Consider the following 25,167-nt stretch of genomic DNA (forward strand, 5'->3'; position numbering starts at 1 on the left):
GCAGGGGTATGCCATTGAATGTGTTCACGACTTCTACGACATGAAGATCCGCAGTCGTATATTTGCCCCCCGCTTTCACCTCCGGTGGACTCACGAACGACACGTCCCTCTGCAGCGCCTGCTCTCTGTCTTGTTGGGAGTAGCTTTTCGAAGTACCGGGCTCCGTGGCCACGAGAGTGCCGAGGCCAAGTCCAAATAATGCGGCATACTGAAGCACGACACTATGCACTGACATGGGGTGCTGCCTATAAATTTACTGCGAATCGGCAGTCTGTTGACTGACATTGTGACCAGACTGCAGACGTGATCACTGTCCTTTGTGCACTGTACATCGGTTGCGAGGTTTTTGCAACTATTGCAAGCCTGAATGATTTGAGTGTTGTCTAGTACACAGTGTACGGAGCTTGGAGCTTTGCCGAATCGATGCGAATAGAAAGCGCAGCGTGTCTGCATGATCTAAGCGTAGAATCACGACTCGCGTTTCGGCTCGACAGCCCATCCGAATTCCGCCTGGGTGGCTGAACAGACTGAGACTTTTCTCAGTCAAACACTGTAACGCGATGAGAAGCCCACCATCGTCATGCATGATCGGGATACGAAGTTTACGCAGGAGTTTGTGAATAAACTAAAGTCAAAGGGCGTGGCGCACAATCCTTTACCTAAGGCATCGCCGAATCTGAATGGACGTTGTGAGCGTGTCATCTTCACATTGAAGCATGAGTGCCTGAAGAAGTTCATCATCTTCGGAAAACGGCATCTCGATCATTTGATGTCAGATTTTACCGCGTATTACAACACGCGTCGATCACACACGGAACGGGATCACCTTCCACCGCTGGCGACTGTGCCTGAAGAAGTTATGACGGTAGATCGTGATGAGATTGTTGTCCGATCGTACGTGGGTGGGCTGGTGAAGTCATTTGAGCGGAAGGCGGCCTAAAACTCGACGAGCAAGTTCTCCGTTCTGAATACCCATGCGTACGCAGCATTGTTCTTCCGGAGCTGCGTATCTTCAGAATTCTGGCAAAATCACACTCAGAAGTGACCTTCTCTGCTTCGCACGGAAATGCTGTTTGACATTTGCACTTTGAAACAGAAGATCCCGGAGTCGTCAAAAGACCGACGTCGAAATTATGCAGACAATCATCCGCTCCGCCCTTATGTGATCAGCAAGTCCATCGAATCGCTGGAGTCAGTGATCTATCTTCAACCTCAACACCGGGTGTAAAACAACGCTTCGCGTCGGACGAAGAAGTCCAGGCGTCTTCTCGCAGGTTCATTTCCTCGAACCTCGGGCATGACAACGGCCACGGCAGGTCAAGATAACCCGGCCAGCCAGCTTTCGCAGAATTTCGCGGTGCTCTCCACCCGGGCTTGCTCATCGGCCTGTCCGCGTTCCCGTTCCGTAAGCCCTTAAACGTGAGCCGCTTGACATGTTTATCACCACCGGATAGACAAGGGGAAAATGATGGAGCTTGCCCATGCCTCACCAGCAGACCCTTGAGATTCACCAGCGACTTGAAACCGTCCTTCGGCTGATCGGCACCGACAATTATTCCACGCCGGCTCTGGCCGAAACCGTCGGCGTTTCAATCCTAACGATTTCCCGTATTGTGGCTGCCCTTGCGTGAGCAAGGTCACGACATCAAGGCTGAGCGGACTAGGAGCGGCTGGTGCTAAAATATCGCAAACGAGCTACCTGCCACTCGGACCGACAAACCGTCATCCTCGCATCGAAGGGCGGCTCATTGAAATGAATACCCTTGAGCTGAATCAGCATTGCAACCACCTCTGCGAATCCACCAACACTCTGCGCGACCAGGTCGATGCTGCCGATTTCAGAACCTACATCTTTCCGTTGCTCTTCTGCAAGCGCTTTTCCGACGTATTCGATGAAGAAAGTGATGAATCCTTCGACGAGTCTTATGCCCGTTTCCCTGAGAACCATCGCTTTCAGATTCCCGACGGATACCAGCATAGATGATCAAGATCGTCGATATTTTTGCCGGTCCCGGCGGCTTGAGCGAGGGGTTTTCGGCTGTTCTTGACGACGCCGGGAAAGCTGCTTTCGACGTGGCACTGTCCATCGAAAAGGATGCGATTGCCTGTGAAACACTGCGGCTCCGATCCTTTTTCCGGCAGTTTGGCCCCTTGGTTCCAGATGAATATTTCCGCCACGTTCGCGGTGAAACCAGTCTGAAATCACTTTACGACGCGTATCCGCATCAGGCTGACGCATCTTCGGTTCATTGCTGGAACACGACCCTTGGTCCGGGGGGTGAACCGCACCAGAATGTCCATCAACGGATCAGCAAATCCATCGGCAAGGTGACGGACTGGGTACTAATCGGTGGCCCTCCCTGTCAGGCTTATTCAATTGCCGGTCGTTCACGGAACCAAGGTAATCCGGATTATGACCCCGCTAAAGATGTCCGCCAGCATCTCTATGTCGAGTACCTGCAGATCTTGGCGGAGCATCGACCAGCAGTATTCGTGATGGAAAACGTCAAGGGACTGCTGTCTGCGACGCTCGGCAAGGACCGGATGTTCCATCGTATCCTTGATGACCTCCGCGATCCTGCCAAGGCAGTAATACGAGAGGGGCGGAGCGTCCAACGCGTTCGCAAGGGTAAATACCGTATCTATTCGCTATGCGAAAATCGCGTCTTTGGAAATGGTGATCTGCACGGAGCCGTCATCGAGACGGAACACTACGGTGTTCCACAGGCACGTCACCGCATCATCCTGCTGGGAATAAGGGACGACATTGATTCAGTGAATCCCAAGATATTGAGTCGACAGCCCCTGGTTGCCGCGTCAAAAGTGCTGGATGGTTTGCCGAGACTTCGCAGCGGTCTGTCGCCAGCGAGCGACGACTCGGCGAAGGCATGGAAATCCTGTTTGAACGGAGAAGTTGAGAGTCGCTGGGCGAACGCAGGTACACGGAAGGCCGACTGCGAGCAGCTAAGTGATCTTATTCGTCACAATCTCTGCAAAATTGTAGTCCCGCGATCGGACCGGGGAGGTGAATTCGTAAAACACGAAATCTCGTGTGGGTACAAATCAAAATGGTTCTGCGACGACCGGATTGGTGGTGTTTGCAATCACGCGAGCCGGTCGCACATGAAATCGGATTTGTTCCGTTACATGTACGCGTCGAGCTACGCTGCACTTCATAACGTGACACCACATCTGAGACAGTTTCCGACGGACCTGCTTCCGGATCACGTAAACGTTGAGAACGCGATTACGGACGGACATTTCAGCGACCGTTTTCGCGTTCAGGTAGCAAGCCGACCGAGTACCACGATCGTTTCACATATCTCTAAGGACGGGCACTACTATATTCACCCCGATCCTCTGCAGTGCCGCAGTTTGACAGTTCGAGAAGCCGCGCGGCTGCAGACGTTTCCAGACAACTATTTCTTCTGCGGACCTCGTACGGCCCAATACATTCAGGTCGGAAACGCAGTTCCACCGCTGCTCGCAAGGCAGATTGGCGAGATCGTTCTCGATGTGCTCAAACAGTCAGGGAGCAATGTGTGATGGATTCACTCACCAAGGAGCGCAGAAGCTGGAACATGTCGCGTATCCGGGCAAAGGATACGAAGCCGGAACTGGCAGTACGGTCGCTGCTGCACCGTATGGGCTACAGGTTCCGACTTAACAATACTGTGCTGCCGGGAAGACCCGACATCGTTCTCCCCCGTCACCGGGCAGTCGTTTTTGTGCATGGCTGTTTCTGGCATCGGCACGCAGGGTGCCGGTATGCGTACACACCGAAATCGCGAATTGATTTCTGGCAGCGTAAATTCGATTCGAACATCCGACGTGATCAGCAGGTTGCTGAACAACTTAAGGAGCTGCAGTGGAGCCAACTCGTCATGTGGGAATGCGAAATCAAAAATCCAGAAGCTCAGAAACGACTAATCAAGGCATTCTTCCGTGATCGATAAAGACATGACCTCGGAACCCGAATACGATCTGGCGCAACCTGAACCATCTGCGCTCGTCGAGTCGTTGCGTGCGTTCGGATACAGCCTTCGTACCGCGATCGCAGATCTCATCGACAACAGTATTGCGGCAAATGCTAGGAACGTCTGGGTTCATTTTGAATGGGATGGCACGGATTCTCGCATCACCATCAAGGACGATGGCGAGGGGATGACAGAAGACGAATTGATTGCGGCAATGCGCCCTGGCAGCCAGAGTCCGCTGGATGAGCGTTCGCCAAAAGACCTTGGCCGCTTCGGCCTTGGTCTCAAGACGGCATCATTCTCACAGTGCCGACGCTTGACCGTCGTTTCGAAGGTGATGAACGGCCAGATTGTGGCGCGTTGCTGGGATCTCGATTATGTGAACAAGACCAGACAGTGGCGCGTTCTGAAGACGATTGAGCCGATGCCCTTAACGCTTCTGAATGAGACAATACCGGATATGGGAACCATTGTTCTCTGGGAGAAAATGGACAGGGTTACCGGACAGACGCATTCTGACGACGACAAGGCTTACAAGCGCTTTCTTGATGCGATTGACGGCGTCAAGCAGCATCTGGAGATGGTCTTTCATCGATATTTGGAGCGACCGAATCGGTTGAAGATCATGCTAAACGGGAATCCAATAACAGCTTGGGACCCGTACCTGAAAGGTGAAAAGGCGACGCAGGAGTTGCCAGTGGAAAAGCTCATCTGTAAGGCTAAGGAGCTGACTGTGCTGCCTTACATACTTCCGCACCAGTCCAAAACAACACAGGATTCTCTCAGACGGGGTGGCGGTCCAAACGGCTGGAATGCGCAACAGGGGTTTTATGTCTATCGGAACGAACGACTTCTCGTCGGGGGTGACTGGCTTGGTCTGGGTTTTCAGAAGGACGAACTTCACAAGCTGGCACGAATCCAGATCGACCTCCCGAACTCAATGGACGCCGAATGGCAGATTGACGTGAAAAAGTCACGCGCAAAACCGCCTGGTTATCTCAAAGCCGACCTAAAACGGATTGCTTCGCTGACCCGAGAGCGTGCGCTCGAAATATTCCAGCACCGTGGAAAAGTGATCGCTCGGCAGAATTCTCAGAATTTCGTCTTTCTGTGGGAGCAGAAGGTACGACATGGCAAGTGTTTTTATTCGGTCAACCGTGACCATCCGCTGGTACAGCAGGCATATCGTTCCGGCAACAAATCAGAGGTGGACGCATTGCTCAGCATGCTCGAAGAATCCATCCCTCTTACTCACATTCTGGTGACAAATGCGAAGGAACCTGACAAGTTCAACGTTCCTTATGAAAATTCTCCGCCGGAGGTGCTGCGAAACGTGCTGCGAAGCAGTTACACAGCCCTACTCAACTCGGGAATAAACACAGCGGACGCCAAGAAAAGACTACTCGGAATGGACCCATTCAATCTTTTCCCGGAATTTGTAGAGCAGTTGCTGATTGAAGTATCAGGGGAGGGACAATGAGCCTTTACGACGAAGTGAAAAAGCATGTAGTGATGTCCCTGCGTGACAAGGACGCTCCAAATTCAGATCAGATAAAGCAACACATCAGTGCCGTAGCACAGATGCAGCGCCAGATTGGTCGGACCGAAGAAATCGACGAAGATGCTTTGCACCGCGACATTCTCAGCCAAGTGAGTACTTGGCAGGCGGACCCCGCCGTACTCAGAGATGGGAAACACGTAAATTGGCTCCCGGCGCGCAAGGCGGAAATGGAAATTGAGTGGAGTTTCTGGAAACGCTACCGCCAATACCTCGAAGAGGAAAAGATCTGGCCTTCGACTGTCACTGCCAAGTTGGATAAAATCACTGATGCAACACTCGGCGACATTGGCAATCCGGCCCAGCACGGCCGCTGGGATCGCCGAGGCATGGTCGTCGGTGAGGTGCAGTCCGGCAAGACCGCCAATTACACCGGCCTGATTTGCAAGGCTGTGGATGCAGGATATAAGCTGATCGTTGTTCTGGCCGGTATGACGAATGATCTCAGAACTCAGACACAGTCGCGTCTCGATGCCGAATTCCTTGGATTTGAAAGCGAAGTCGGCAAGGCACATAGTACCGGCAGTCGAATTGGCGTCGGCAAGATCGACGCTCCCGGTCAGTTGATCGCCCATCCGCTCACCTACAGTGCAAAGGATGGTGATTTTCGCGCGAACAAGAGCGCAAACCTGCAGCTCGGCGGCAGTCCCATACTGCTGGTGGTCAAGAAGCATACGTCAGTGCTGAAACGTATTCTGACCTGGGTTCAGAATCAGGGAAAGGTGCATCCAGCGACCGGAAAGAAAATCATTGATGAAATCCCGCTGCTGCTGCTTGATGACGAGGCCGACAACGCATCAGTCAACACGAAAAAGGAGGACGAAGATCCTACCGCGATTAATCGGGCCATTCGCCAGATACTAAACTCCTTCCAGCAGAGTTCCTATGTTGGATACACGGCGACGCCTTTTGCCAACATTTTCATTCTGCCTGATGAAGAGAACAAGTCGGAGTACGGGGACGACCTCTTCCCGAAGGGTTTCATTTACTACATTTCGCCGCCATCGAATTATGTAGGCCCCTCGCAGCTCTTCGGACTGACGGAAGATCTGGACGGAGGCGACAACACCACGGACGCGTTGCCGCTTGTGCGCCCGGCCGACGATGCCGAGATTGTTTTCCCGCTTTCTCATAAAAAGGAACTAAGGGTCGACGAACTTCCCGATTCTCTGATTGAAGCACTATGCGCCTTCGTCATTACCTGTGCCGCGCGTCGCGCCCGCGGTCAGAGAGACGTTCACAACTCCATGCTGATTCATGTCACCCGTTATAATCTGGTACAGCGTCGGGTGATCGAACTGATCAGTACCGAACTCATAAACATGCAGCGCATTATTGAGTACAACACTGGCGTTCAGGCTGCCCGTCTGTTCGAAACGCTTGAGCAATTGTGGAAGAAGGATTATTTGCCGACATGCGAGTCAGTCCGTCACGTGTGCGATGATCCACAGTTGATACATGTTGAATGGCAGGATGTGCGTGCGCAGCTCTTACCTGCAATTACCAAGCTGCAGGTTCGCGGTATTAACGGAGATGCCGGAGGTGTACTCGACTATGACAACAACCCATCTGGTTTGAACGTCATTGCAGTTGGCGGCGACAAGCTGTCACGCGGTCTGACTCTGGAGGGCCTGTCCGTAAGTTTTTATATTCGTCCTGCCAAGAACTACGACACTCTGCTTCAGATGGGACGATGGTTCGGATACCGACCTGGATACGTCGACCTCTGCCGCCTGTACACCACCGAAGACCTTATAGGTTGGTATGAACATATTGCCGTGGCAAACGAAGAATTACGGCGCGAATTTACGTTCATGGAATTGAGCCGCCAGACCCCCGAAGAGTACGGGTTGAAGGTCAGAACCCATCCCGACGGGCTGAATATCACTGCCGCAAACAAGATCAGGAACGGCCGGAAAATGCGGGTGTCATTTTCCGGTCACCTTTCGCAGACTACTGTCTTCCATAAAGACGCGCAAATTCATGAGGGCAACTTCAAGGCAGCAGATGAATGGCTTCAAAGCCTGTCAAACCCAGTTCTCGAAAAGACGCGGGTGGTCTGGAAGAACGTGACACCTGCACAGATTAACAAATTCCTGAAAGGCTACACCTCGCACCCAATGTGCCGGAAAGCCGAACCCGATCTACTGATGAAGTATATCGAGAAGCTTCTGCGTTTCGGCGAATTGAACAACTGGACGGTCGCACTCATCTCAAACAGCGAGGCCAAAGCCACGCCGTGGACGATCTCCGGTCGCCAGATCGGTCTTATCTTCCGTGATGATAAAACGCCGGACGATACTTCGCTTTACATGCTTAAGAAGTCTAACATTCTGAGCCCACAGGACGAGCAACTCGACCTTTCCGATGATCAGATAGCGGCGGCGCTCGACAAAAATATAGCTGCTTGGCAGCTTGGACAAACCCGTTCAGAAAACGAGCCAAAAAGGCCTAGCGGTCCGTTCATACGCCATGTGCGATCACCACAGAATGGTCTGCTGCTAATCTACCCTCTTGATCATAGCCAATTTGACAAATTTTTCACGTCCGTGCCAATAATCGGCTTTGCGATCAGCTTTCCGGAGAGCACCAAAGGAACGATGAGTGCGATCGAATATCAGGTCAACACAACATACTGGCGCGAACGCTACGGAGAGGACGACGAAGATGACGCCTGACGCTCTGTGGACGGACATGGAAACGGAAGCGCAACGAATTAGCGGGACTGGGGTACTCAAGCGGATGATAGCCCCTGACGCTGCATGCACTATGTTTCTTGGTGTGCAGCGGCCATCGCTGAACCGACTTTTCATGCTGCAGGCCCCCCGGAGCATGCTGCCGCCGAGAGAGCAGATTCCGGAATCGAAGGGATTCGAACTGACGGTACAGATCACAGGTGAAGAGGCTGAAACGCATGCCACATTCGTGCTAACTTCCACCGACAGAATGTATAACGAAGTGTTCTCGGCGATGGTGGAGAATCTGTTTCACTGCCTGAATAGCTGTAAAGCGGAATCTCGGATTGTAAGGACATTCCTGGAACGCTTGGACGCGTGGCAGCAATTTTTTCAGAAGAATGGCGTCAACGGCCTCGGCGAAGACGCGCAGCGCGGGCTTTACGGCGAGTTGTATTTCATCAGAAACCACCTCCTGTCGACTCCTAACCATTTTGCGGATGAAATGTCTGGATGGACGGGATCGAAGAACCGGCAGCACGATTTCCAGTTCGGCGAGACCGTTGTTGAAGTGAAGACCTGCAGTACAAAGCAGCACCAGAAGCTCCAGATTAGCAGCGAGCAGCAGCTCGATGAAACCCTTGTGGGAAACATGTTTGTTTTTCACCTGTCGATGTCTTCGGTGGAAAACCATGCCGATACCCTTCCCGCTCTTGTTGCCGGGCTGCGGGAGATCCTTCACGCGAATTATGCGGCGGCAGCACTTTTTGAGCAGGCGTTACTCGAACGAGGCTACCTCAATACACAGGCATGGAGGTATCAGAAGACGGGATACGTCATCAGAGAATCAAACGTATTCCGGGTGGCCGATGCTTTTCCAAGACTGACCGAGCGTCATCTTCCGCCCGGTGTCGGAGATCTGACTTATACAATCAGTGTTGCGGAATGCAGGAAGTTCGCCGTGCCGTTGGATGACATGATTTCGCATATCCAGAAAGGCCTTTCATGAGCGAACCGGAACTGCTTAACGCTTTCACCGAGGACCTGCTGCAGGAAGTTATTGCAGCTTCCGACAACGAGGAATCCGGAGAGTTCAGGATCAATGAATTCACGCGGATTGCTGCCGAATATCTGATCGAGGCAGGCGAAATTGAAGACGTAAACGTCTGCTACCACAAGTCACGCGGCATGCAGATCAATGGCTACAACGTGAGCCAGGACGAAGACTGTCTTGACCTGTTCGTCACCATCTTCAACCAGCAGAGTCCACCAGTCAGCGTAACGAAAACGCAGGTCGAGGCTGCATTCCGACAGGCGGACGGCGCGTTGAGAAAAGCACTGGAGGGATATTACACTTCGCTGGAAGAATCGTCCGAAGTCTATGACATGTTTCAGCGGATACACGAACTCCGTGACCAGCTCACACGTGCCAGAATCTATCTCCTCACTGATGGGATCGTAAATTCAGAAACGTTTGCTACGGAAAGCGCCTTGGACATGGCGATTGCTTTTCATGTCTGGGACATCCAGAGAATCTGTCGCTTTGTAAACTCGGGGAAAAAATCCGAGGCCATCGAAATCGATTTTGAGCAGACCTTTGGTACGACAATTCCCTGTCTATCGATGGTTGATCCCAACTCCGATTACCAGGGATACCTTGCAGTGATTCCCGGCGATGTGCTCGCGGGAATTTATGACAAGCACGGCCCGCGACTCCTAGAGCGCAACGTCAGATCATTCCTTCAGGCACGCGGCAACGTAAACAAGGGAATCCGGAAAACAATCCTCGAAGAGCCGCACAGGTTTTTCGCGTATAATAACGGGATTTCCGCCACTGCGGACGAAATCGAATTCTCTAAAAACTCGAATGGAAGCGTTCAGATCAGCAAAGTGCGGAACCTGCAGATTGTTAACGGCGGACAGACAACCGCTTCGCTCTACCACACGGCGAAGAAGGACAAGGCGAGCCTGAAAGGCATCTATGTGCAGGCGAAGCTGTCAGTGATCCCGCCGGAGCAGATCGACGGAATCGTGCCGTTGATTTCCCGCTACGCCAATAGCCAGAACAAAGTCAGCGATGCTGATTTCTATGCCAATGACCCATTCCACATACGGATCGAGGAACTGTCGCGTACTGTCTGGTCACCGGCAGTCGACGGTACCAACAAACAGACGAAATGGTTCTACGAACGTGCCCGTGGTCAATATCTCGATGCCAAGGGCAGAGAAGGGACTCCAGCGAGGAAGCGCATGTTCGAGGCGATGTACCCGAAGGCGCAGAAATTTGAGAAGACGGACCTGGCAAAATATGAAAACACATGGATGCAGTTACCTCATCAGGTGAGTCTTGGTGCCCAGAAGAACTTCAACCATTTTTCGATCCGGTTGAAGGAACGTGGCAAGATTGAGGTGGACGGTGATTACTTCGAGCATCTAATAGCAAAGGCGATACTGTTCAAGCGTGCCGAGAAGCTGATCGGCGATCTCAATTACGGCGGCTACCGTGCCCAAAAGGTCACCTATACGCTGGCGTGGCTGTCGCATCATACATCTCAGCGCATTGATCTCGATGCTATCTGGAAAAGGCAGGACATCTCCCCGGCACTGCAGGAGGCAATCCGTGCGGTTTCTGCAGTGGTGAACATAATCATTACGAATCCACCGAATGGCCGGAATATTACCGAGTGGTGCAAGCGCAAGGAATGCTGGGAGGCAATATGCATTGAAGGAGTTCAACTAAGCGTGGGCTTCCAGAAGGAACTTCTGGATATCGGCCACAGCGCGATTAAACGACCGGACAAGGGCATCGACGGTCCTGATGCCAATGACCTTGAGGTAATTGCCTTCGTGTCAAAGATTCCGGCGCAGACGTGGTTCAACCTCTCGAAATGGGCTAAAGAAACAAACAATCTGCAAACTTGGCAGCGTTCCATCGCCTTTTCGATAGGCAAGGCACTGTCGCGTGGCTTTCAGGTTAGTCGAAAACAGGCCGATCAAGGTATCAAGATTATTGCCGAAGCAAGGAATCTTGGATTCGAGTGAAATCCCAATCCGTGTCGGTTCGGGATTGAATTGTAGACGCCTCAAATTTACCCTGGTGCCATGATAACCTCAGAACAACTGGCCGAAAAAATGCAGTTTGAAATTCTCAATGATATGCAGACAGGGATCGTGCCGCCCTCGGTGGGTAATTTCTCTGAACTACACGACTACGTTGATGCAAATTGTTACGGAGGCAGCGAAGCGTTACTCGACGAACTGGACGTCAGTTCAACTACCGACGAGGAGCATATCCATGCGCTCAACACATTGTGTGATTTGATGAATCCCGCAATAGAGCTTGTCAATGAATGGCTTGCCAATGGCGGTCCATTCTGGGAGATCAGCCAAATGAAAGTACGATTGCAATCCGCAAGTGCCGATGGCACCGTCATTCCGAGCATTACCGACACGGTTGCCAATGCTGCGAACATGGCGGCGATCGACCTGCTTGTGGTCACAAGGAAATATAGGCACATTGTTGCGTGGGGAAAGTGGCTCGGTATCACTCCTCAGACGGTTCTGAAAACCATCGAGCTTGCTGAAAAAGAGGACGCACCCGAAGACTCGATCCAGAAAATTGATGGTCGCTGGCTACGCGTCGTTGATATTGTCAATCAGACCAATCGAAATAGAGTTGACGAACTGGCTCGCGAACCAATCGTGTAAACTGCCGGCACAAAAACGCAATGAAATGTGGCATAATTGTTGATTCCACAGATTGATTTACGAACTTCGGGGAGAAAAGCTGCGATCCTTCATTCAGAATTCCACCGCCCCGCCGAGAAACTGACTCCCGATCAATTCTCACGCCACTATGCCGATACGGCGTCGCTCACGAACCACCCAATTGCGAGCAAAACAATTGATGACTATGCGATTCGAGATCGAGTTATCGGCAGGAAAAGCCGCATCTTTGGAAGCGCGTGCGCGAACTACGAACAAGCAAAGCCTTGAACACATCGAGCCGCGCGTCTTAGTCGAATACAATGCGAGCGTTGGGTAGCGGTGGACTGCGAATGTCCCTTGGCGATTCGCTCTGCCGACTGACAATTAACAGACATGAGATTATCGCAAGTTTCACAATTGCTTATGGTTACCGTCATCCATGCGCCGCCGCACCCCGGTTTCCCAGCCTTGGACGCCAGCCAGAAAAAAGTTCAATAGTCGCCTTGTCGTTCCAACTATTTTTCTGGCGACGCGTTTTCGTGGCTGTTTTTCAGCATCTACTCGGTTCAATTACGCCAGTGACTTGCACTGTCGAACACAGTCACTCGCCACAACTCTTGACTAGATCGATACTTCCTGAGTTCAAATTCAATCGCCACGCTTGCTGGGTAGTAGCAATTCTATGGCTAGGCTTTTATGTTCTCCAAACTTTGGACGACCTGCTCGGCAAACTTCCCTTCGATGTCGTTGGCTCGTTACTTCATTCTGGCAACAACAAACGCTAATCCGGGCGAGCTCCAAATGTGAAACTTTAGTCATGGCATATCATGAGCGAATGTCTTTGCAATCCGGCGCGGCAGACTTTTAATCAGACAACCGCTTTTCAAGCTGCTGAACAAACTTCGGCAATGTCTGTCCCAACACATGACAGATCGTCCGTAGCTGGATCACGTCCAGACGACGATCACCCCGTTCGACCTTGCTGACAAACGACTGTGTTTGTCCCAGCTTTGCTGCCAGATCAATTTGTGACAGTCCGCTCTGCTTTCGAAGCTCCTTCAGCAGCTCCAGAAGAGCTTCATATTCCGCAGTGTAGATGGATTTTTCCACGACGCTTGCCATGACAAAAGGCGAAGCGTATAGTCCACAAAAGAATAGTCCAAAACGGACTATTCTTGTCGCATCAAGTCGATTGGGTTTCAGAAAACAGATTTTTGGTCACACTCCTTCCAACGGATCATCCCCATGACTCCAGACAATTCACCTGAAGTAACGACATCATCTGACAGCCACAGCTACCCCACTCCCTGGAATCCAAAGCAGCTTTTCTACTTCGGTCTGGTTCTCGGACCAATCTGGGCCATTGTGATGTCAGTCTTGAATGCTCGGCGTTGCGGAAGGTCTCCGAAAGTTTGGTCAGCTGTCGGGATTGTTATGGCGATGGTGATTCTGTTTTCGATCGTGGCCGGCCCATACCCGGAAGAGACGCCCACTTCCCAGCTCAACTGGGGTATCAAGTTTGGAATCTTTCACTTAGCCACTCTCTGGCTGGTCTGGAAATCACTGCTGCAACCTCAAATGAATGGATTTGCGACAGCAACATCCGGCCACAGTGAAGCCAATATGGTGTGGCCTGGTGTTTTGGGAGTTTTGCTGTGTGGCTTTCCATTATGGACCTTCGTTGCCATTCCCACTTTTCAGTCAGCATTGTTTCAAGGGCAAAGTCCGAGACAAATCTGTAAGGCATTTATGGACGCGGACAAAAGTGACAAGCAACGTGAAATCTGCACCCTGAATATGTACCCGCTGATCGATTATTTACAGGCTGATGAGGAAACTGAAGCCGACCCGGATGTATTCCAATACGAGCTGTCAAATGAATCGTTCCGACCGGTGGGCTTATCCGGCGCTACTGTCGGGATACGTACACGAGCGCCCGATGGTTTTGGCAAACATATTCAGATGGATGGTTTTTTTCATCTGGTGAATCTCGACGGCCATTGGAAGATCGAAGAGTGGTATCTGACGTCTTTCAATCAGCAACCTCTGGCAGTTGGCCGAATTCGACTCCTGGACGCAATCCGGTCGGCCGAACTAAATTTGCAACAACTTGGGGCGCAAGTTGGCCAGTTCCCAGACTACACAGAAGATTCAGCACCTTTACCCATCCAACGGGTCACACCTGACAGTTCTCAGCCAATGAGTGGCAGGGCCACCGCACAAGCCTCTCAAGCGATTTACAAGGCCGGAGAAATGGGAACGCAAATGACTCCGAAGGCGATGAGGAAAGGGGTGGAAGGTGTTTTTGCCATAGGTGCATTCTTGCTGGGATGTCTTTACGGACTTGGCAAGCTTCTTCGACGTAAACAATCCAACGAACAACCTACTGCTGACTTGCAAACGGCTCCTGAAAGCCCATCAGGGTCTGTCAGCTAAACTTTCACCCTTTCTGAACCACAATATGAGAAGACAGCAATGTGCTGCCGGAGATCCCCATATTTGGTTCAGAAAGGGTCATATGACTGCTCGAATCGCTCTTTATCTGCTATTGCCACTGTCATTTGGTTGTCAACAAGCTGATTCTCACACGAATGGACGTCCCAAGTCGCTTGATTCCGAGACAACTTCGCATTCCTTTGATCGTGGAACGGAACTACCCCAAAAGGCTGGTAAGCAACTCCTCAGGGAGATGCCAAGATGAAATATCTCAGCCTGATCTTACTTTTTAGCGTCCTCTTCGCGCTTTTGCTGCTTCTGCCATCAATGGAATCTATCTGGACGCGGTGGACGGCCAGGACGACACACTCCCCGCCAGAGGCTGTGATCGTTCGTGAAATACAAACAATCCGACAACTTCAAGATCTCGGCGATCTCGTTGTTCTGAAGGTTTGTGTGGCCGATGTCATTGAGATCAGGGGGCATGGCTTTACCGGTGTTTATCTCGTAAAAGGCGATGGGCTCATCGCAGTCAATTTTCGTCAGACCGCATTGATCAACAGTGATGAGTCGACTCGATCATTGACCATTCGCCTTCCAAGCCCGTCCGTCATTCAGCCACGTATCGATCACGAACAAACCAAGACTTACGATTACAAAAAGCAGGTCTGGTTTGGGGGTGATAAAGATGCGTTGCGAGATGAATCAATGAAGCTGGCTCAGCGGCAGATCCAAATGGCCTGTCACTCGCCCGAACATATTGAACGTGCCAAACAGAACTGCGAATTATTGATCAAAATGCTGTATCGCTTGGTGGACTGGGACGTCGCGGTCGAGTGGGAAGCGTTCCAGTAATCGATCTCAGACCGATGAGTCTTCGCGGCAGATGTCCCACGCGAGCTGAGTCTCATTTGTGGCACATTCCGTTTCCCGGATGCGGACATTCTGACCTGCATGAAGCACCCCCGAGAGCAGATATCCTTCTTCGCAACTAAGTGAGATCGATACCAACAAGCTTCACAGAATCAAGCGTTCGGCCACTTCTCCGTACGAATCGGATGAACTGTGCACTCATCGACAACGGAGTGATTACATATACTTCGGGTGAATACTACTTATCCATTTCATCATCGGCCTCTCCGGAGGCCATCTCTCTTCGAAAGGAATTCTTATGTCGCACATCGTGACAATCACAACTCAGATACGTGACGAACTTGCCGTTCATGCAGCCTGTCAACGTCTTCAGATTGCCGCACCGGAACAGGGCAGTTACGAACTGTTTAACTCTCGTGCCAGTGGCTTTGCCGTTCGGCTGCGCGACTGGAGATATCCGGTCGTGTGTGACCTTCAAAACGGGAAACTTCATTACGACAATTATGAAGGTCGTTGGGGCGATCAACGATACCTGGATCAGTTTGTGCAAGCCTATGCGGTCGAAATGACACTGCTGCAGGCACGGCGCCAGGGCTTCTCTGCCTTTGAGCAGCCGTTGGAAGACGGGTCCGTTCGAATCCAAATTCAAACCAGCTAAACCAGCTTACAAATTCAGAAGATCATGAATAGGAGAAACTCGATGTCACAAATCATCGTCACTGTATCAAGGCAGGGTAAACCGACCATCACAGCGATGGGCTTCCCTGGATCTGACTGCAAAGTCGCAACAGCCAAGCTGGAAGCCGCTCTTGGATTGATTGACCAAGAGAGGCTGACCAACGAGTTCTTTGCAGCGGCTCAAGTCCAGGAACTCGCGCAGCGTCAATAAAAAACAATCTGTTCCACTTTTAGTCATTCGCAAAGCCCTCCCTCGTGAGGGCTTTTTTTATGCGCCCATCACAAACCTTTTAGGAGTTATTCCTCATGCCTTCACTCATGGAAATCCTTCCCGACTACATTCGCGCCGCCTTCTCAGGCCTGTGGATCGTCACTCACGAGCCCGACGAAGCCGAACGCGACATCTTTGAACTCGCCAGTATGGAAGACTGGCGGTGCGTTGTCTGGGATCTGGCTCGTGGTCTGCGTGGCGAGTCAAGCCTGCCACGGGCCGATGATCCTGTGTCGGTTCTCAAAACGGCCACGCAGATCGCTGGTGAGAATGAAACACTTCTCGTTCTGCTGCACAACTACCACAAATTCGTGGGATCTGCGGAAGTTTTACAGACGCTGATCAATCAGCTGCAGGCAGGCAAGACGCAACAGGTCTTCTTCGTCGTGCTGTCGCCGGTGCTGCAAGTCCCCGTGGAACTGGAGAAGCTCTTCGTCGTCATCGAGCATCCGTTGCCGACTCAACACCAACTATCCAAGCTGGCGGTGGATCTGCTGGGGGCGGACGATCTCAACCAGATCACACCCGCGTTGCTGGAGTCCGCCTCGGGGATGACCTGCTATGAAGCGGAAGGTGCCTTTGCACTGTCGCTGACACGGCACAATGCCTTGCGTCCTGAGGTCATCTGGGAACTCAAGGCACAAGCTCTTAAGCAGCAGAACCTGCTCTCGCTGGATCGCGGCCAGGAGAACTTCGAGTCGCTGGGTGGTCTCGTGGCGCTGAAAGACTTCTGTCGCAAGGCTCTGGCTCCCGGTCGTTCCGTCAAACCACGGGGCACCTTACTTCTGTCCCCTCCAGGCTGTGGCAAGAGTCAATTCTGCCGTGCCTTGGGTAAGGAAGTCGGTCGTCCGGTCCTGTCACTCGATCTGGGAAGTCTGTTCGGCTCTCTGGTCGGTGAAAGCGAACGCAACATTCGCCAGGCTCTGAAGCTGGCGGAAGCCATGGCGCCGTGCATTCTGTTCGTAGATGAACTGGAGAAAGCCCTCTCTGGCGTCCACGGCCAGGGTGACTCTGGTGTCTCGACACGGATGTTCGGAACGCTGCTGACGTGGCTGGCGGATCACCAAAGCGATGTGTTCTTCATCGGGACCGCCAATCGCATAGATCGACTGCCGCCGGAGTTCACACGCGCTGAGCGGCTGGATGCAATCTTCTTCATCGACCTGCCAGGTCCTACTCAGAGGGAACAAATCTGGCAGCTTGCCCGACGCCAGTACGACATCGCACCCAGTGAACCGACACCCGCGGATGACGATTGGACGGGTGCGGAGATCAAAGCCTGTTGTCGTTTGTCAGCGTTGTTGCAGATCCCGTTGACAGAAGCCTCACGACTGGTCGTGCCCGTCGCTCGCACAGCTGCGGAATCCATCACCGCTTTGCGGGAATGGATCGGTGGGCGTTGCCTATGTGCGGAGACCGGTGCTGTTTACCTGCCCAACCGTCGTCCTGCGACCAACGGCAAGCGGACGCGTCGTATTGAACAGAATTGAGGTGGATTATGGCGCTTCGTCCTGGTCATCAAACAAACTTCAAGACGCTCCTCTCGGCAGCACAGCATCAAGATCTGGCACTCGTTGAGTGTCAGAACTTACAGACGGGAGAACCTGTTCCCGTCATCTGTGCCATCAACTACGAAATCGATGGCGGCATCTCCATGGTGCCGCTGGCGCAGCTCTTCAATGACAACCCCTATGACACCCTGACGCCGCCGAGTTAATCGACAGCGTCTTTTTCATTTATAGAAAGCATTACCGCATGAGTACGACATTGGAATCTGACACCAGCACACACGATCCCATCGCACAGATGCGATTGACGATGTGTGCGACCCGCTTGTCCTTTACCTGGCTGGGAGTGCGAAAATCACTTTCCGCCGAACAGACGGCCACCGCCGCCGATCAGTTTGAAGCAGAGGCGAAGTTCGTGTCCGCACGCAAGAAGCTGTTGGATACGAATCATCCGAAGTTCAAAGCGGTCACGGGCATCAAGGGAAAGATTCAGCAGTACTGGAAGTCGCTGACGTTGCCGTATCCCGAGCCTGGTGTGCGGTTGATCAAGCACATCGACCTGGAACCGTTTCAGAAACAAATGGAGAGGTTTCAGCAGGAGTTACGGGAGTCCGTGCAGGAACTCGACGATCACTTCGAAGAGCTTAAGCGAGCGGCCCGGATTCGGCTGGGGCAGTTGTTTGATTCGCTGGACTATCCGGCCCACCTGTGGGCGGAGTTTCAGGTCAGCTGGGATTTTCCCTCCGTGGAGCCACCGGATTATCTGCGTCGACTCAATCCGGAACTTTATCAGCGGGAGTGTCGTCGGGTGGCAGATCGGTTTGATCAGGCCGTCGAGTTAGCGGAGACGGCATTCATTGAGGAGTTTCATAAACTGCTGACGCACCTGACTGATCGTCTTTCGGGCAACCAGGATGGGAAGCCGAAGGTGTTTCGGGATAGTGCGGTCGACAAACTGCGGGAGTTCTTTGAGCGGTTCAAGAAACTGAACCTGAGAAGCAATGAAGAACTCGACAACGTGATTCATGAGGCCGAATCAATCTTGGATAACATCCCAGCTCGCAGTTTGCGTCAGCATGATGTTTTGCGTCAGGAGATTGCTGGAGAACTGTCGAGCGTGCAACACGCTATCGACAATATCCTGATTGATCGTCCACGTCGTCAGCTGCTTCGTCAAACCCCAGTGAAAGGTTGACGCGATGGAACTTCGAATTTATTCAGAAGGAACTGTGAGAATGGTCTATCAAGAAATAATCGATTTCTCCGCTGTGGGTGAGATCTCAATCAAGAGGGCAAGTCATGTTGAACCAGATGAGAGCGGTCATTGGCGGGCTGACCTCATACCCGTCAGTGGACCAGTATTGGGACCATTTTTACTTCGGTCAGAAGCCATACGTGCAGAGACGGATTGGATCGTCAGACGGTTGGCGGAAGAACTGAAAGTCGTAAATTTGTGAAAAGAGCTCCACCGGCTGCTGTCGGTGGAGCTCTTTTTTTTAGCTTTTCTGAAGATCCCAGGCTTAAGGAACGTCAAGTAATGACCTTCAAGAGCAAGAGTCAACTGCGTTGTCAGGTGGGGGCCGTTCTCTCATCTCTTGACGAGTGCCAAGACAGGCGTCTGATATTTCTCAGTACGATTGCTTCTTATCGGCTCGATTCATGGAATGGAGAGTCGTTGCCAGTTCATCAGCCGCCCTAATCTGCCGCACACTCCGTTGCTTGCGCGGTGATACTGTTTCAATAGTCGGCTGTTCCAAAATCTGCTGGGCGATGATAAATCGCATGATCGCTTCTCGAGTGGTGCAAGTGCAACCGCCGATTTTTACCACTTCCATCTTTACACCACGAATACCCCGAGTTGCGTATCGATAGGCCGTGGACGGGTGTAATAACTTGCCACTCTTGGTGCGTGGAAAATAATCAACGGCGGCACTCAATCGAATCGGCTTTTCTATCGTAATATCTATCAAGTTCGACTCCAAAATCGCGACCTGATTTGCACAGGTCGCGATCTCCTTCCATTAGTTAATTGATTGGATCAGGAACATCGATTTCACCTGTCGATTGGACAGTAAGAATATCGATGACCTTGGCGCATCCCGGGCGAGTTGCTGATACACTGATCAGCCCAGCGTCTTCCAGGTCCCGAAGTCCAGCAGCTACGGACTTCCTGTGCAATCCATAAGGCTGCATACGTTTGACTGTGAGCTTCAAACCTGTCATTCGCTTCGTTAGTCCGGCCAGATGGAAAAGTTCGAGGCCGACCAATAGTGACGGCTTACGCGGGATGCGTGCGGCAGCGTGAAGCCATAAAAGGGGGATTGGCCCTTTTATGAAATGGTGAGTTGCTCCTTTTGAAACAGGCGTGGTGATGAGACGAGTGGGGGTGACAGGCATCTCATCTGAGACGCGAAAGTCATCAATGTTCATACAAATCCTTTGCGAACTGTCATGCCCTCCAGGCATAACGTGAAACAATGTCAAACGATTCTTGTCATGGCTTCCTCCTGTTCTATTTCTGTAGTGATTGCTTCCAATCGCTCCCAAAGACTGTTCCCAGCAGACGCGTCAAAACGATTGGGGTATCGAATAATGTTTACGTCAGTGCGGAGCCGCAGGTTCTGCAGGATTTGATGAGACTTCGCTTCCATAATCTCTCGGGAAGTTCGGACGATGTCCTCTGCCCGGTCAATCTCACCTTCAGTCAGTACCGCATCATGTATCGGCGCACAGAGTCCAATACCCCGCTTTACCAGTCCGGTACAACTGTGTCGCAGAATCTCTGCACCATTTGCCTGACACGGAAAGTTTCTCACCGACCGAGGGTTGAAACGAGCGTCGACATGGAGAGTCCAACCGAAAATGGTCTGTAGATTTCCGTAGACACTGGCGTGATCGACCGCGCCATCTGACCACCTCCAAAACTGCGGATACACTTTTCGGTGAATCCCCAGAAGCTCTTTCGCGGCCTCTTCCGACTTTCCGATTTGCAACGCTAGTGTTTTGGCACCCATGCCGTATTGAACGCCGAGTACGCAAGCCTTGAACAGTTCACGCTCATGCGGGTGAGAGTGTCGCGTACCTGACTGCGGAATCGCTTTTGCCTGTTTGGCGAATTCCAGGTAACAATCACCGCTGTTGTAAGCTCTGATCATGTTCTGGTCACGCGATAGTGCCGCCCCAATCCCGAATTCTTGCTGACAATAATCAATATATGCCAGGAACTGACCCGGTTCTGGTCGGATCAACGTACGTAGCGAGCGCGCGAGGCCAAACACAAACTTGGTGCTGCTGGGTTGATTCCGTCCAGTTTTTGATCTGAACGGGCTCAACAGACATCGATTGCGACCGTCAGCGCCAACTGCCAGCTTCAAACTGGAGAGATTTCTGAGCACTTTACGAGCCTCTCTAAGTGGCCCAATTACATTGGGATACCTCAGAGCCATTCGTTTAAACGTATCGTCATCGAGACAAGGGACACCACTTGGCAAAAACGGCCAAGTGATCCGCTGCCGTGCCAGCAATTCGAGAAATCGCTCTGTGCGGAAACACCCGTGCTCAAAGACATCAGACGCAGGTCCCACGCCGCTCGTCAAACGATTTCTGATCGCATGTGTGTGCCGTTGTATTCGTTGGTAACTTTCCAGGTCGACCGGGGTACCACGTCGTTCCATGTTTGCCACGGCTTTCGCGTAGTCGCCACGCATGAGAGCCTGTCCCAGATTGATGCCTCCAACCATACTGTCGAGAAGGCATCTCAAGGCCTCCACGTCTTCCCAACAGTATTTCAAAACCTCTTCCTGCTCACATGGGTTGAATTCTTCACACGCGATGATTCGCTCTCTGATCGCTTCCTTGTACGCGACATCCATTGACGGATGTCCAAAGTGTTGAAGTGCTTCCAAAAGTGACGAGCCTGGGATATCCGACCGACCGTTGGTTAAGTTTCTAAACTCGACATATAAATCAAGTACGTGCTCAGGCAGCTCCCAGCCTAACTCCAGCATGCATCCCAGCTCTGCTGACGCGTAAAACGCAACCAGCAGAGTGCCCTTGCCTGTCCGGAAGGGCGGATGCACCTTGGGCATTCCCTTTATCCATAGTCGGTCATTCCGGCCACTGACCAACTCACGAAACGAAATGCAAAGCGGGTTGACGCGTTCACCTGGAGAACAATGGAATTCGGTATCCAGGAGCACAATCTCACGAATACCAAACTGTTCGCATTGACTCCATAGCCTTGGCGGGACCATCAACGCTCTCCCCTCAACGCCTGTAACACGGGGTGGTTGATAGAGTTAATGAGTCGACCAGTAAATGCGAGAGGGACCAGCCTTTCCACGGAATCCACCGCTGACCAATCCGGCTGCTCTTCGATAGCAGTCGCGCGTCGAATGTCATATCTGGCCTGTGGCATGTTTGTCGTCACTCGGACCCATTGCGTTTTTGCCAACTCTGCCGCCTCGAAAGCCGTTGCATGCCAAAGCAGGCCAGTAGGGACCGGAACCAGCCAGAGAAATGGAACAGTTGAGCCTCGCTCCAATGTCGGGGTCAACAAGACGCAACGGGCACTGTTACCGAACTCCGACACAAGATCCTGACTTACCAAATAATGGTTGTTTTCCCCACGCGGCGAATAGACAAATGCTCTGAACCTCTGATTGTTATCTGGGTGGGTCCGCACGAATACATTTGGGTTTGGTTTCCTAACTTCGATTGAACGTGTGCGTACAAGTTCAGACAAACCTGCGTCGAAACCTTGGGAGACTCGAAACGTCTCGATATCAATCGAGTCAGAGTCTTGCAGGGTCCGATCCGAGCCCTGATCGAGCAATCGAAACCGAACCATGTCATTGCCCTCATTGCAGATGTCACCATTGTGATCTGGTGGCAGTTGTTCGTCTGAATCATCGGACGGAAATGTTTCGCCTGGCATGCGTGTTTAACTTTCGAGAATGTGATGTGTGAGGTTTTTGCTTCGCCTGCCTTGTTTGCTCCAGTAGCTCAGCCGGACTCGCAAGGGGCGATGGTTACATGGTAGACGGGGTCTTGCAGCACTACGGACGGGGTGTCTATATAATATATGTTATTTAATTATTATTCATATGAGTCATATCCTTCCTGTGTAGTTGAACCTTCGTAGGTTTGAACACTTTCACTAGTTGTTTCTCCCCCCCCCGTGCATTCTAAGTTTGATTTTGAATGCGATCAGAGTGTAGTTCTCATGATCGTTGTTTTACGTGGACGCGCTGGACACAACGCGAGATGAGTGATGCGTCCAGAATGTCGCTTAGACAACTGTTGACCTGCCAATTCCCTCGAATACGGGCGTCTGGTCGTCTACCGGATCTGTATCTGCGGCCGCCAAGTGGCCGTTTTCGACCTGGGAGACGTCGTGTTGCCAATCGCGAATTCCGATACCCGTAAATGTTCGGTCGCGTGACATGCCTCGCGATCCAGGTCGGTGTTCTTTCAAGTGAGGAAACTGCCGACGTAGCACTCGATAGAACACCTTATCGGAAACCGCGGGAGTCCCAATCGATTCACAATATTGTCGATAGTCTCTGTATATTAACCCACGTGGCACACTCCCGCGGGGTGACTCGACGATACTGGTTTGGATGTACTGTAATGCGCTGTGACTTCTAGTCCGGTGGTCATCAATAGCGTTATGCACGGTCGGAGTAACAGGGATGCGTCGCGTTGGGTGGACGCATGGCACAGCGGCCAGCACGAGGTTGAGAAGACCGGAAAGTTCCTCTGCGTTCGCCAGCGAGTCACCATGGAACTCACAGGTTGCGTCATCTACCCCAGTCAGTTGCAATGGGTAAAGGTAGCTATAAACGCGATCATTAGTGCGTTGCACGTCAGGCAGATCTAGTCCGTGCAGGATTAATCCAGGTGTTTTGTTCCCCCCCAAAATGTCGAGATGCTCATTGTGATATCTGACAACTTTGCTGGTCTCACGACTGGATAGCTCATCTGGCGTCTCGGTAACGTTCACAAGTGTCCCGACCATATTTAAGTCGCCGACCCTTGTGCCGTACATGTCTATTGGTACCCGAGAAATGTTCTCTCGCCCAAGAAACGCTTCAATTACTTCACAAAGAAAGCGGCGTCCCCTTTCTGAACCCCCATGAATCGGAAGGATTGCCGGGGGTTTTCGTCCAGGGATTAGAAGCCATGCCAAATAGACGATGAACAGTTCAAGAATCTCCGAACCGTCTCCGAAAAGCGTCTGAAGTGCTGATGATATCTGAGGACAGCTTGCGTCAGGCCTGTACTCGACTGGCAGCGTGAAACTGGAGTTGCGGCTTGGGGAATGCTGAAGTAGCTCTGGTCCCCCGTGGACGGCGTTTCCGAATGGTAAAAATCCGTTTCGAAGCGAAATTCCAGAGACCGCGTCGAGCTCAGGGACACGACCTGCAGTCAAAGTCTTTAGTTCACTAAGAACTTTGTTAACGAGAGAAGTTGTGGCTTCATGACCGCTCTGTCTGATCGTCTGAATGATTTCAGTCCGAATCTGACTATCCGCCCGACACACAAATCTTCCTGTTTCGAAGTAAAAAAATTTGCTCCCATTGTGAATCAGGCGATTCTCGCCAGTCTGCAACTGGCGGTTCTCCTGTAACAACTTCGCCAGTTCACGTGGCGAAGGCTTCCCAGTTTTACTTTTTCTTTCTCTCATGGGGTGTATTCCAAACAGTTGTTGGAGCACACAGCGTCCGGTCATCTTGAATGGGGCTGATTGCAATAACAGAATGCCGTAATGGCGATTCACATCAGGGCCATTCTTATCGCAGAATTGATCCTGACAAGATTCAGAAACCTTGGATCGTGTTCGCTGCAGAAAAGAAAAGAGCCCGGAAGTGATGAATTCACGCCCGGGCTCTTTGTCAACTCATCGGATTTTTACGCGTAGACGCGTTCGTGGGACAGTTTCCGCTCGTCAACCAAACCCCATCTCGCAAGATTATCAATCACAAAGTCTGACGGGGCTTCAATACCATTTAAGGCCGAAGGATTTTCCCTCTGTTCTAGAACGGCCATGTAAAAGTTGCATGCATTGATCCTTTGCATTGCTCTCTCATCGGGTTCGAATAGCATGTATCCTTCGCCCCGCCTTGAGATCAGCTTGAGTCCCAACTCCTTAGCGTGTCGGCGGACGCGGCTCATTTCGGGATACAAAACTTCGATAGAAGATCCATCGTTAATATCAATAGCAGCCATGATTTCAGAATAAGGAACCACTTCCCGCATTCGACTTGTCAATAACCCGAAAATTATCTGCCGCCGGGTTGCGGATGTGTTGCGCCCTTCGAAATAAGTTTCTCGTCCGGTGAGGCAACACGTCATCTTCATCCCCTCAGCTTCCAGCTGCGTCCCAATCCCATACATGTTCTCATCTCCTCAAAGAATGAATACCATCCCAGTTTAAGAGTCGGAACATCTTGTTTCGATCGCCAAGTCTTGGCGGGTTGGA

General features: G+C 51.8%; 24 protein-coding genes. 18 read left to right on the forward strand and 6 right to left on the reverse strand.

Annotated features, from left to right (window positions below):
* Nucleotides 1–580: 580 nt before the first annotated feature.
* From SH248x_RS01590 to SH248x_RS01635, 10 genes are all read left to right on the forward strand, one after another.
* Complete coding sequence (locus SH248x_RS01590) at nt 581–940, forward strand: integrase core domain-containing protein (RefSeq protein ID WP_459556762.1); 360 nt, start codon at nt 581–583, stop codon at nt 938–940.
* A 541-nt stretch (nt 941–1,481) separates the two neighbouring features.
* A complete protein-coding gene (locus tag SH248x_RS01595) occupies nt 1,482–1,631 on the forward strand; it encodes a hypothetical protein (RefSeq protein WP_459556763.1) in 150 nt (49 codons plus the stop codon).
* Between the two features lie 122 nt (nt 1,632–1,753).
* Complete coding sequence (locus tag SH248x_RS01600) at nt 1,754–1,984, forward strand: type I restriction-modification system subunit M N-terminal domain-containing protein (RefSeq protein ID WP_459558565.1); 231 nt, start codon at nt 1,754–1,756, stop codon at nt 1,982–1,984.
* Entirely contained in the window at nt 1,981–3,546 is a 1,566-nt protein-coding gene (locus tag SH248x_RS01605; RefSeq protein ID WP_459556764.1) for a DNA cytosine methyltransferase, read from the forward strand. The genes SH248x_RS01600 and SH248x_RS01605 overlap by 4 nt, the downstream gene beginning before the upstream one ends.
* Nucleotides 3,546–3,956, forward strand: a complete 411-nt coding sequence (locus SH248x_RS01610; RefSeq protein ID WP_459556765.1) for a very short patch repair endonuclease — start codon at nt 3,546–3,548, stop codon at nt 3,954–3,956. The genes SH248x_RS01605 and SH248x_RS01610 overlap by 1 nt, the downstream gene beginning before the upstream one ends.
* Nucleotides 3,946–5,457 (forward strand): ATP-binding protein, encoded by a 1,512-nt coding sequence (locus SH248x_RS01615; protein WP_459556766.1) that lies wholly within the window; start codon nt 3,946–3,948, stop codon nt 5,455–5,457. Before SH248x_RS01610 ends, SH248x_RS01615 begins: the two co-directional genes overlap by 11 nt.
* Entirely contained in the window at nt 5,454–8,213 is a 2,760-nt protein-coding gene (locus SH248x_RS01620) for a Z1 domain-containing protein (RefSeq protein WP_459556767.1), read from the forward strand. Before SH248x_RS01615 ends, SH248x_RS01620 begins: the two co-directional genes overlap by 4 nt.
* Nucleotides 8,203–9,219 (forward strand): PD-(D/E)XK motif protein, encoded by a 1,017-nt coding sequence (locus SH248x_RS01625; RefSeq protein WP_459556768.1) that lies wholly within the window; start codon nt 8,203–8,205, stop codon nt 9,217–9,219. Before SH248x_RS01620 ends, SH248x_RS01625 begins: the two co-directional genes overlap by 11 nt.
* Nucleotides 9,216–11,252, forward strand: a complete 2,037-nt coding sequence (locus SH248x_RS01630) for an AIPR family protein (RefSeq protein ID WP_459556769.1) — start codon at nt 9,216–9,218, stop codon at nt 11,250–11,252. The genes SH248x_RS01625 and SH248x_RS01630 overlap by 4 nt, the downstream gene beginning before the upstream one ends.
* A gap of 60 nt (nt 11,253–11,312) precedes the next feature.
* On the forward strand, nt 11,313–11,918 hold the full coding sequence (locus SH248x_RS01635; protein ID WP_459556770.1) for a hypothetical protein: 606 nt from the start codon (nt 11,313–11,315) through the stop codon (nt 11,916–11,918).
* Nucleotides 11,919–12,782: 864 nt separating this feature from the next.
* Here the strand turns inward: SH248x_RS01635 and SH248x_RS01640 are convergent.
* Entirely contained in the window at nt 12,783–13,028 is a 246-nt protein-coding gene (locus tag SH248x_RS01640; RefSeq protein WP_459556771.1) for a helix-turn-helix domain-containing protein, read from the reverse strand.
* Between the two features lie 135 nt (nt 13,029–13,163).
* Between SH248x_RS01640 and SH248x_RS01645 the strand changes: the two genes are divergently transcribed.
* The 7 genes from SH248x_RS01645 (at nt 13,164) to SH248x_RS01675 (ending at nt 18,879) form a co-directional block, all read left to right on the forward strand.
* Nucleotides 13,164–14,354, forward strand: coding sequence for a hypothetical protein (locus tag SH248x_RS01645; protein ID WP_459556772.1), 1,191 nt, complete (start codon nt 13,164–13,166; stop codon nt 14,352–14,354).
* A 261-nt stretch (nt 14,355–14,615) separates the two neighbouring features.
* A complete protein-coding gene (locus SH248x_RS01650; RefSeq protein ID WP_459556773.1) occupies nt 14,616–15,209 on the forward strand; it encodes a DUF4230 domain-containing protein in 594 nt (197 codons plus the stop codon).
* A gap of 316 nt (nt 15,210–15,525) precedes the next feature.
* Nucleotides 15,526–15,885, forward strand: coding sequence for a DUF1257 domain-containing protein (locus SH248x_RS01655; protein ID WP_459556774.1), 360 nt, complete (start codon nt 15,526–15,528; stop codon nt 15,883–15,885).
* Between the two features lie 42 nt (nt 15,886–15,927).
* A complete protein-coding gene (locus SH248x_RS01660; RefSeq protein WP_459556775.1) occupies nt 15,928–16,116 on the forward strand; it encodes a DUF2997 domain-containing protein in 189 nt (62 codons plus the stop codon).
* A gap of 95 nt (nt 16,117–16,211) precedes the next feature.
* Nucleotides 16,212–17,666, forward strand: coding sequence for an AAA family ATPase (locus SH248x_RS01665; protein WP_459556776.1), 1,455 nt, complete (start codon nt 16,212–16,214; stop codon nt 17,664–17,666).
* Between the two features lie 8 nt (nt 17,667–17,674).
* Complete coding sequence (locus SH248x_RS01670; RefSeq protein ID WP_459556777.1) at nt 17,675–17,893, forward strand: DUF6117 family protein; 219 nt, start codon at nt 17,675–17,677, stop codon at nt 17,891–17,893.
* 38 nt (nt 17,894–17,931) lie between these two features.
* Nucleotides 17,932–18,879: a hypothetical protein gene (locus SH248x_RS01675; protein WP_459556778.1), complete on the forward strand. Its 948-nt coding sequence runs from the start codon at nt 17,932–17,934 to the stop codon at nt 18,877–18,879.
* A gap of 433 nt (nt 18,880–19,312) precedes the next feature.
* On the opposite strand, the gene SH248x_RS01680 is transcribed toward SH248x_RS01675, so the two are convergent.
* The 4 genes from SH248x_RS01680 to SH248x_RS01695 all read right to left on the reverse strand — a co-directional run bounded on the left by SH248x_RS01680 (nt 19,313) and on the right by SH248x_RS01695 (nt 22,620).
* Entirely contained in the window at nt 19,313–19,654 is a 342-nt protein-coding gene (locus tag SH248x_RS01680; RefSeq protein ID WP_459556779.1) for a DUF1580 domain-containing protein, read from the reverse strand.
* Nucleotides 19,655–19,709: 55 nt separating this feature from the next.
* Nucleotides 19,710–20,114, reverse strand: a complete 405-nt coding sequence (locus SH248x_RS01685; protein ID WP_459556780.1) for a hypothetical protein — start codon at nt 20,112–20,114, stop codon at nt 19,710–19,712.
* Between the two features lie 50 nt (nt 20,115–20,164).
* Nucleotides 20,165–21,772 (reverse strand): DNA polymerase, encoded by a 1,608-nt coding sequence (locus SH248x_RS01690; protein ID WP_459556781.1) that lies wholly within the window; start codon nt 21,770–21,772, stop codon nt 20,165–20,167.
* 164 nt (nt 21,773–21,936) lie between these two features.
* Nucleotides 21,937–22,620 (reverse strand): hypothetical protein, encoded by a 684-nt coding sequence (locus tag SH248x_RS01695; RefSeq protein ID WP_459556782.1) that lies wholly within the window; start codon nt 22,618–22,620, stop codon nt 21,937–21,939.
* Nucleotides 22,621–24,165: 1,545 nt separating this feature from the next.
* On the opposite strand from SH248x_RS01695, the gene SH248x_RS01700 reads away from it, so the two are divergent.
* The gene (locus tag SH248x_RS01700) at nt 24,166–24,315 is read left to right on the forward strand and encodes a hypothetical protein (RefSeq protein ID WP_459556783.1); all 150 of its coding nucleotides are present in this window, start codon (nt 24,166–24,168) and stop codon (nt 24,313–24,315) included.
* Between the two features lie 281 nt (nt 24,316–24,596).
* On the opposite strand, the gene SH248x_RS01705 is transcribed toward SH248x_RS01700, so the two are convergent.
* The gene (locus SH248x_RS01705; protein WP_459556784.1) at nt 24,597–25,082 is read right to left on the reverse strand and encodes a hypothetical protein; all 486 of its coding nucleotides are present in this window, start codon (nt 25,080–25,082) and stop codon (nt 24,597–24,599) included.
* Nucleotides 25,083–25,167: the final 85 nt, after the last annotated feature.

Origin of the sequence: Lacunimicrobium album (genome assembly GCF_052161635.1) — a bacterium.
Taxonomy (GTDB): Bacteria; Planctomycetota; Planctomycetia; order Planctomycetales; family Planctomycetaceae; genus SXPC01.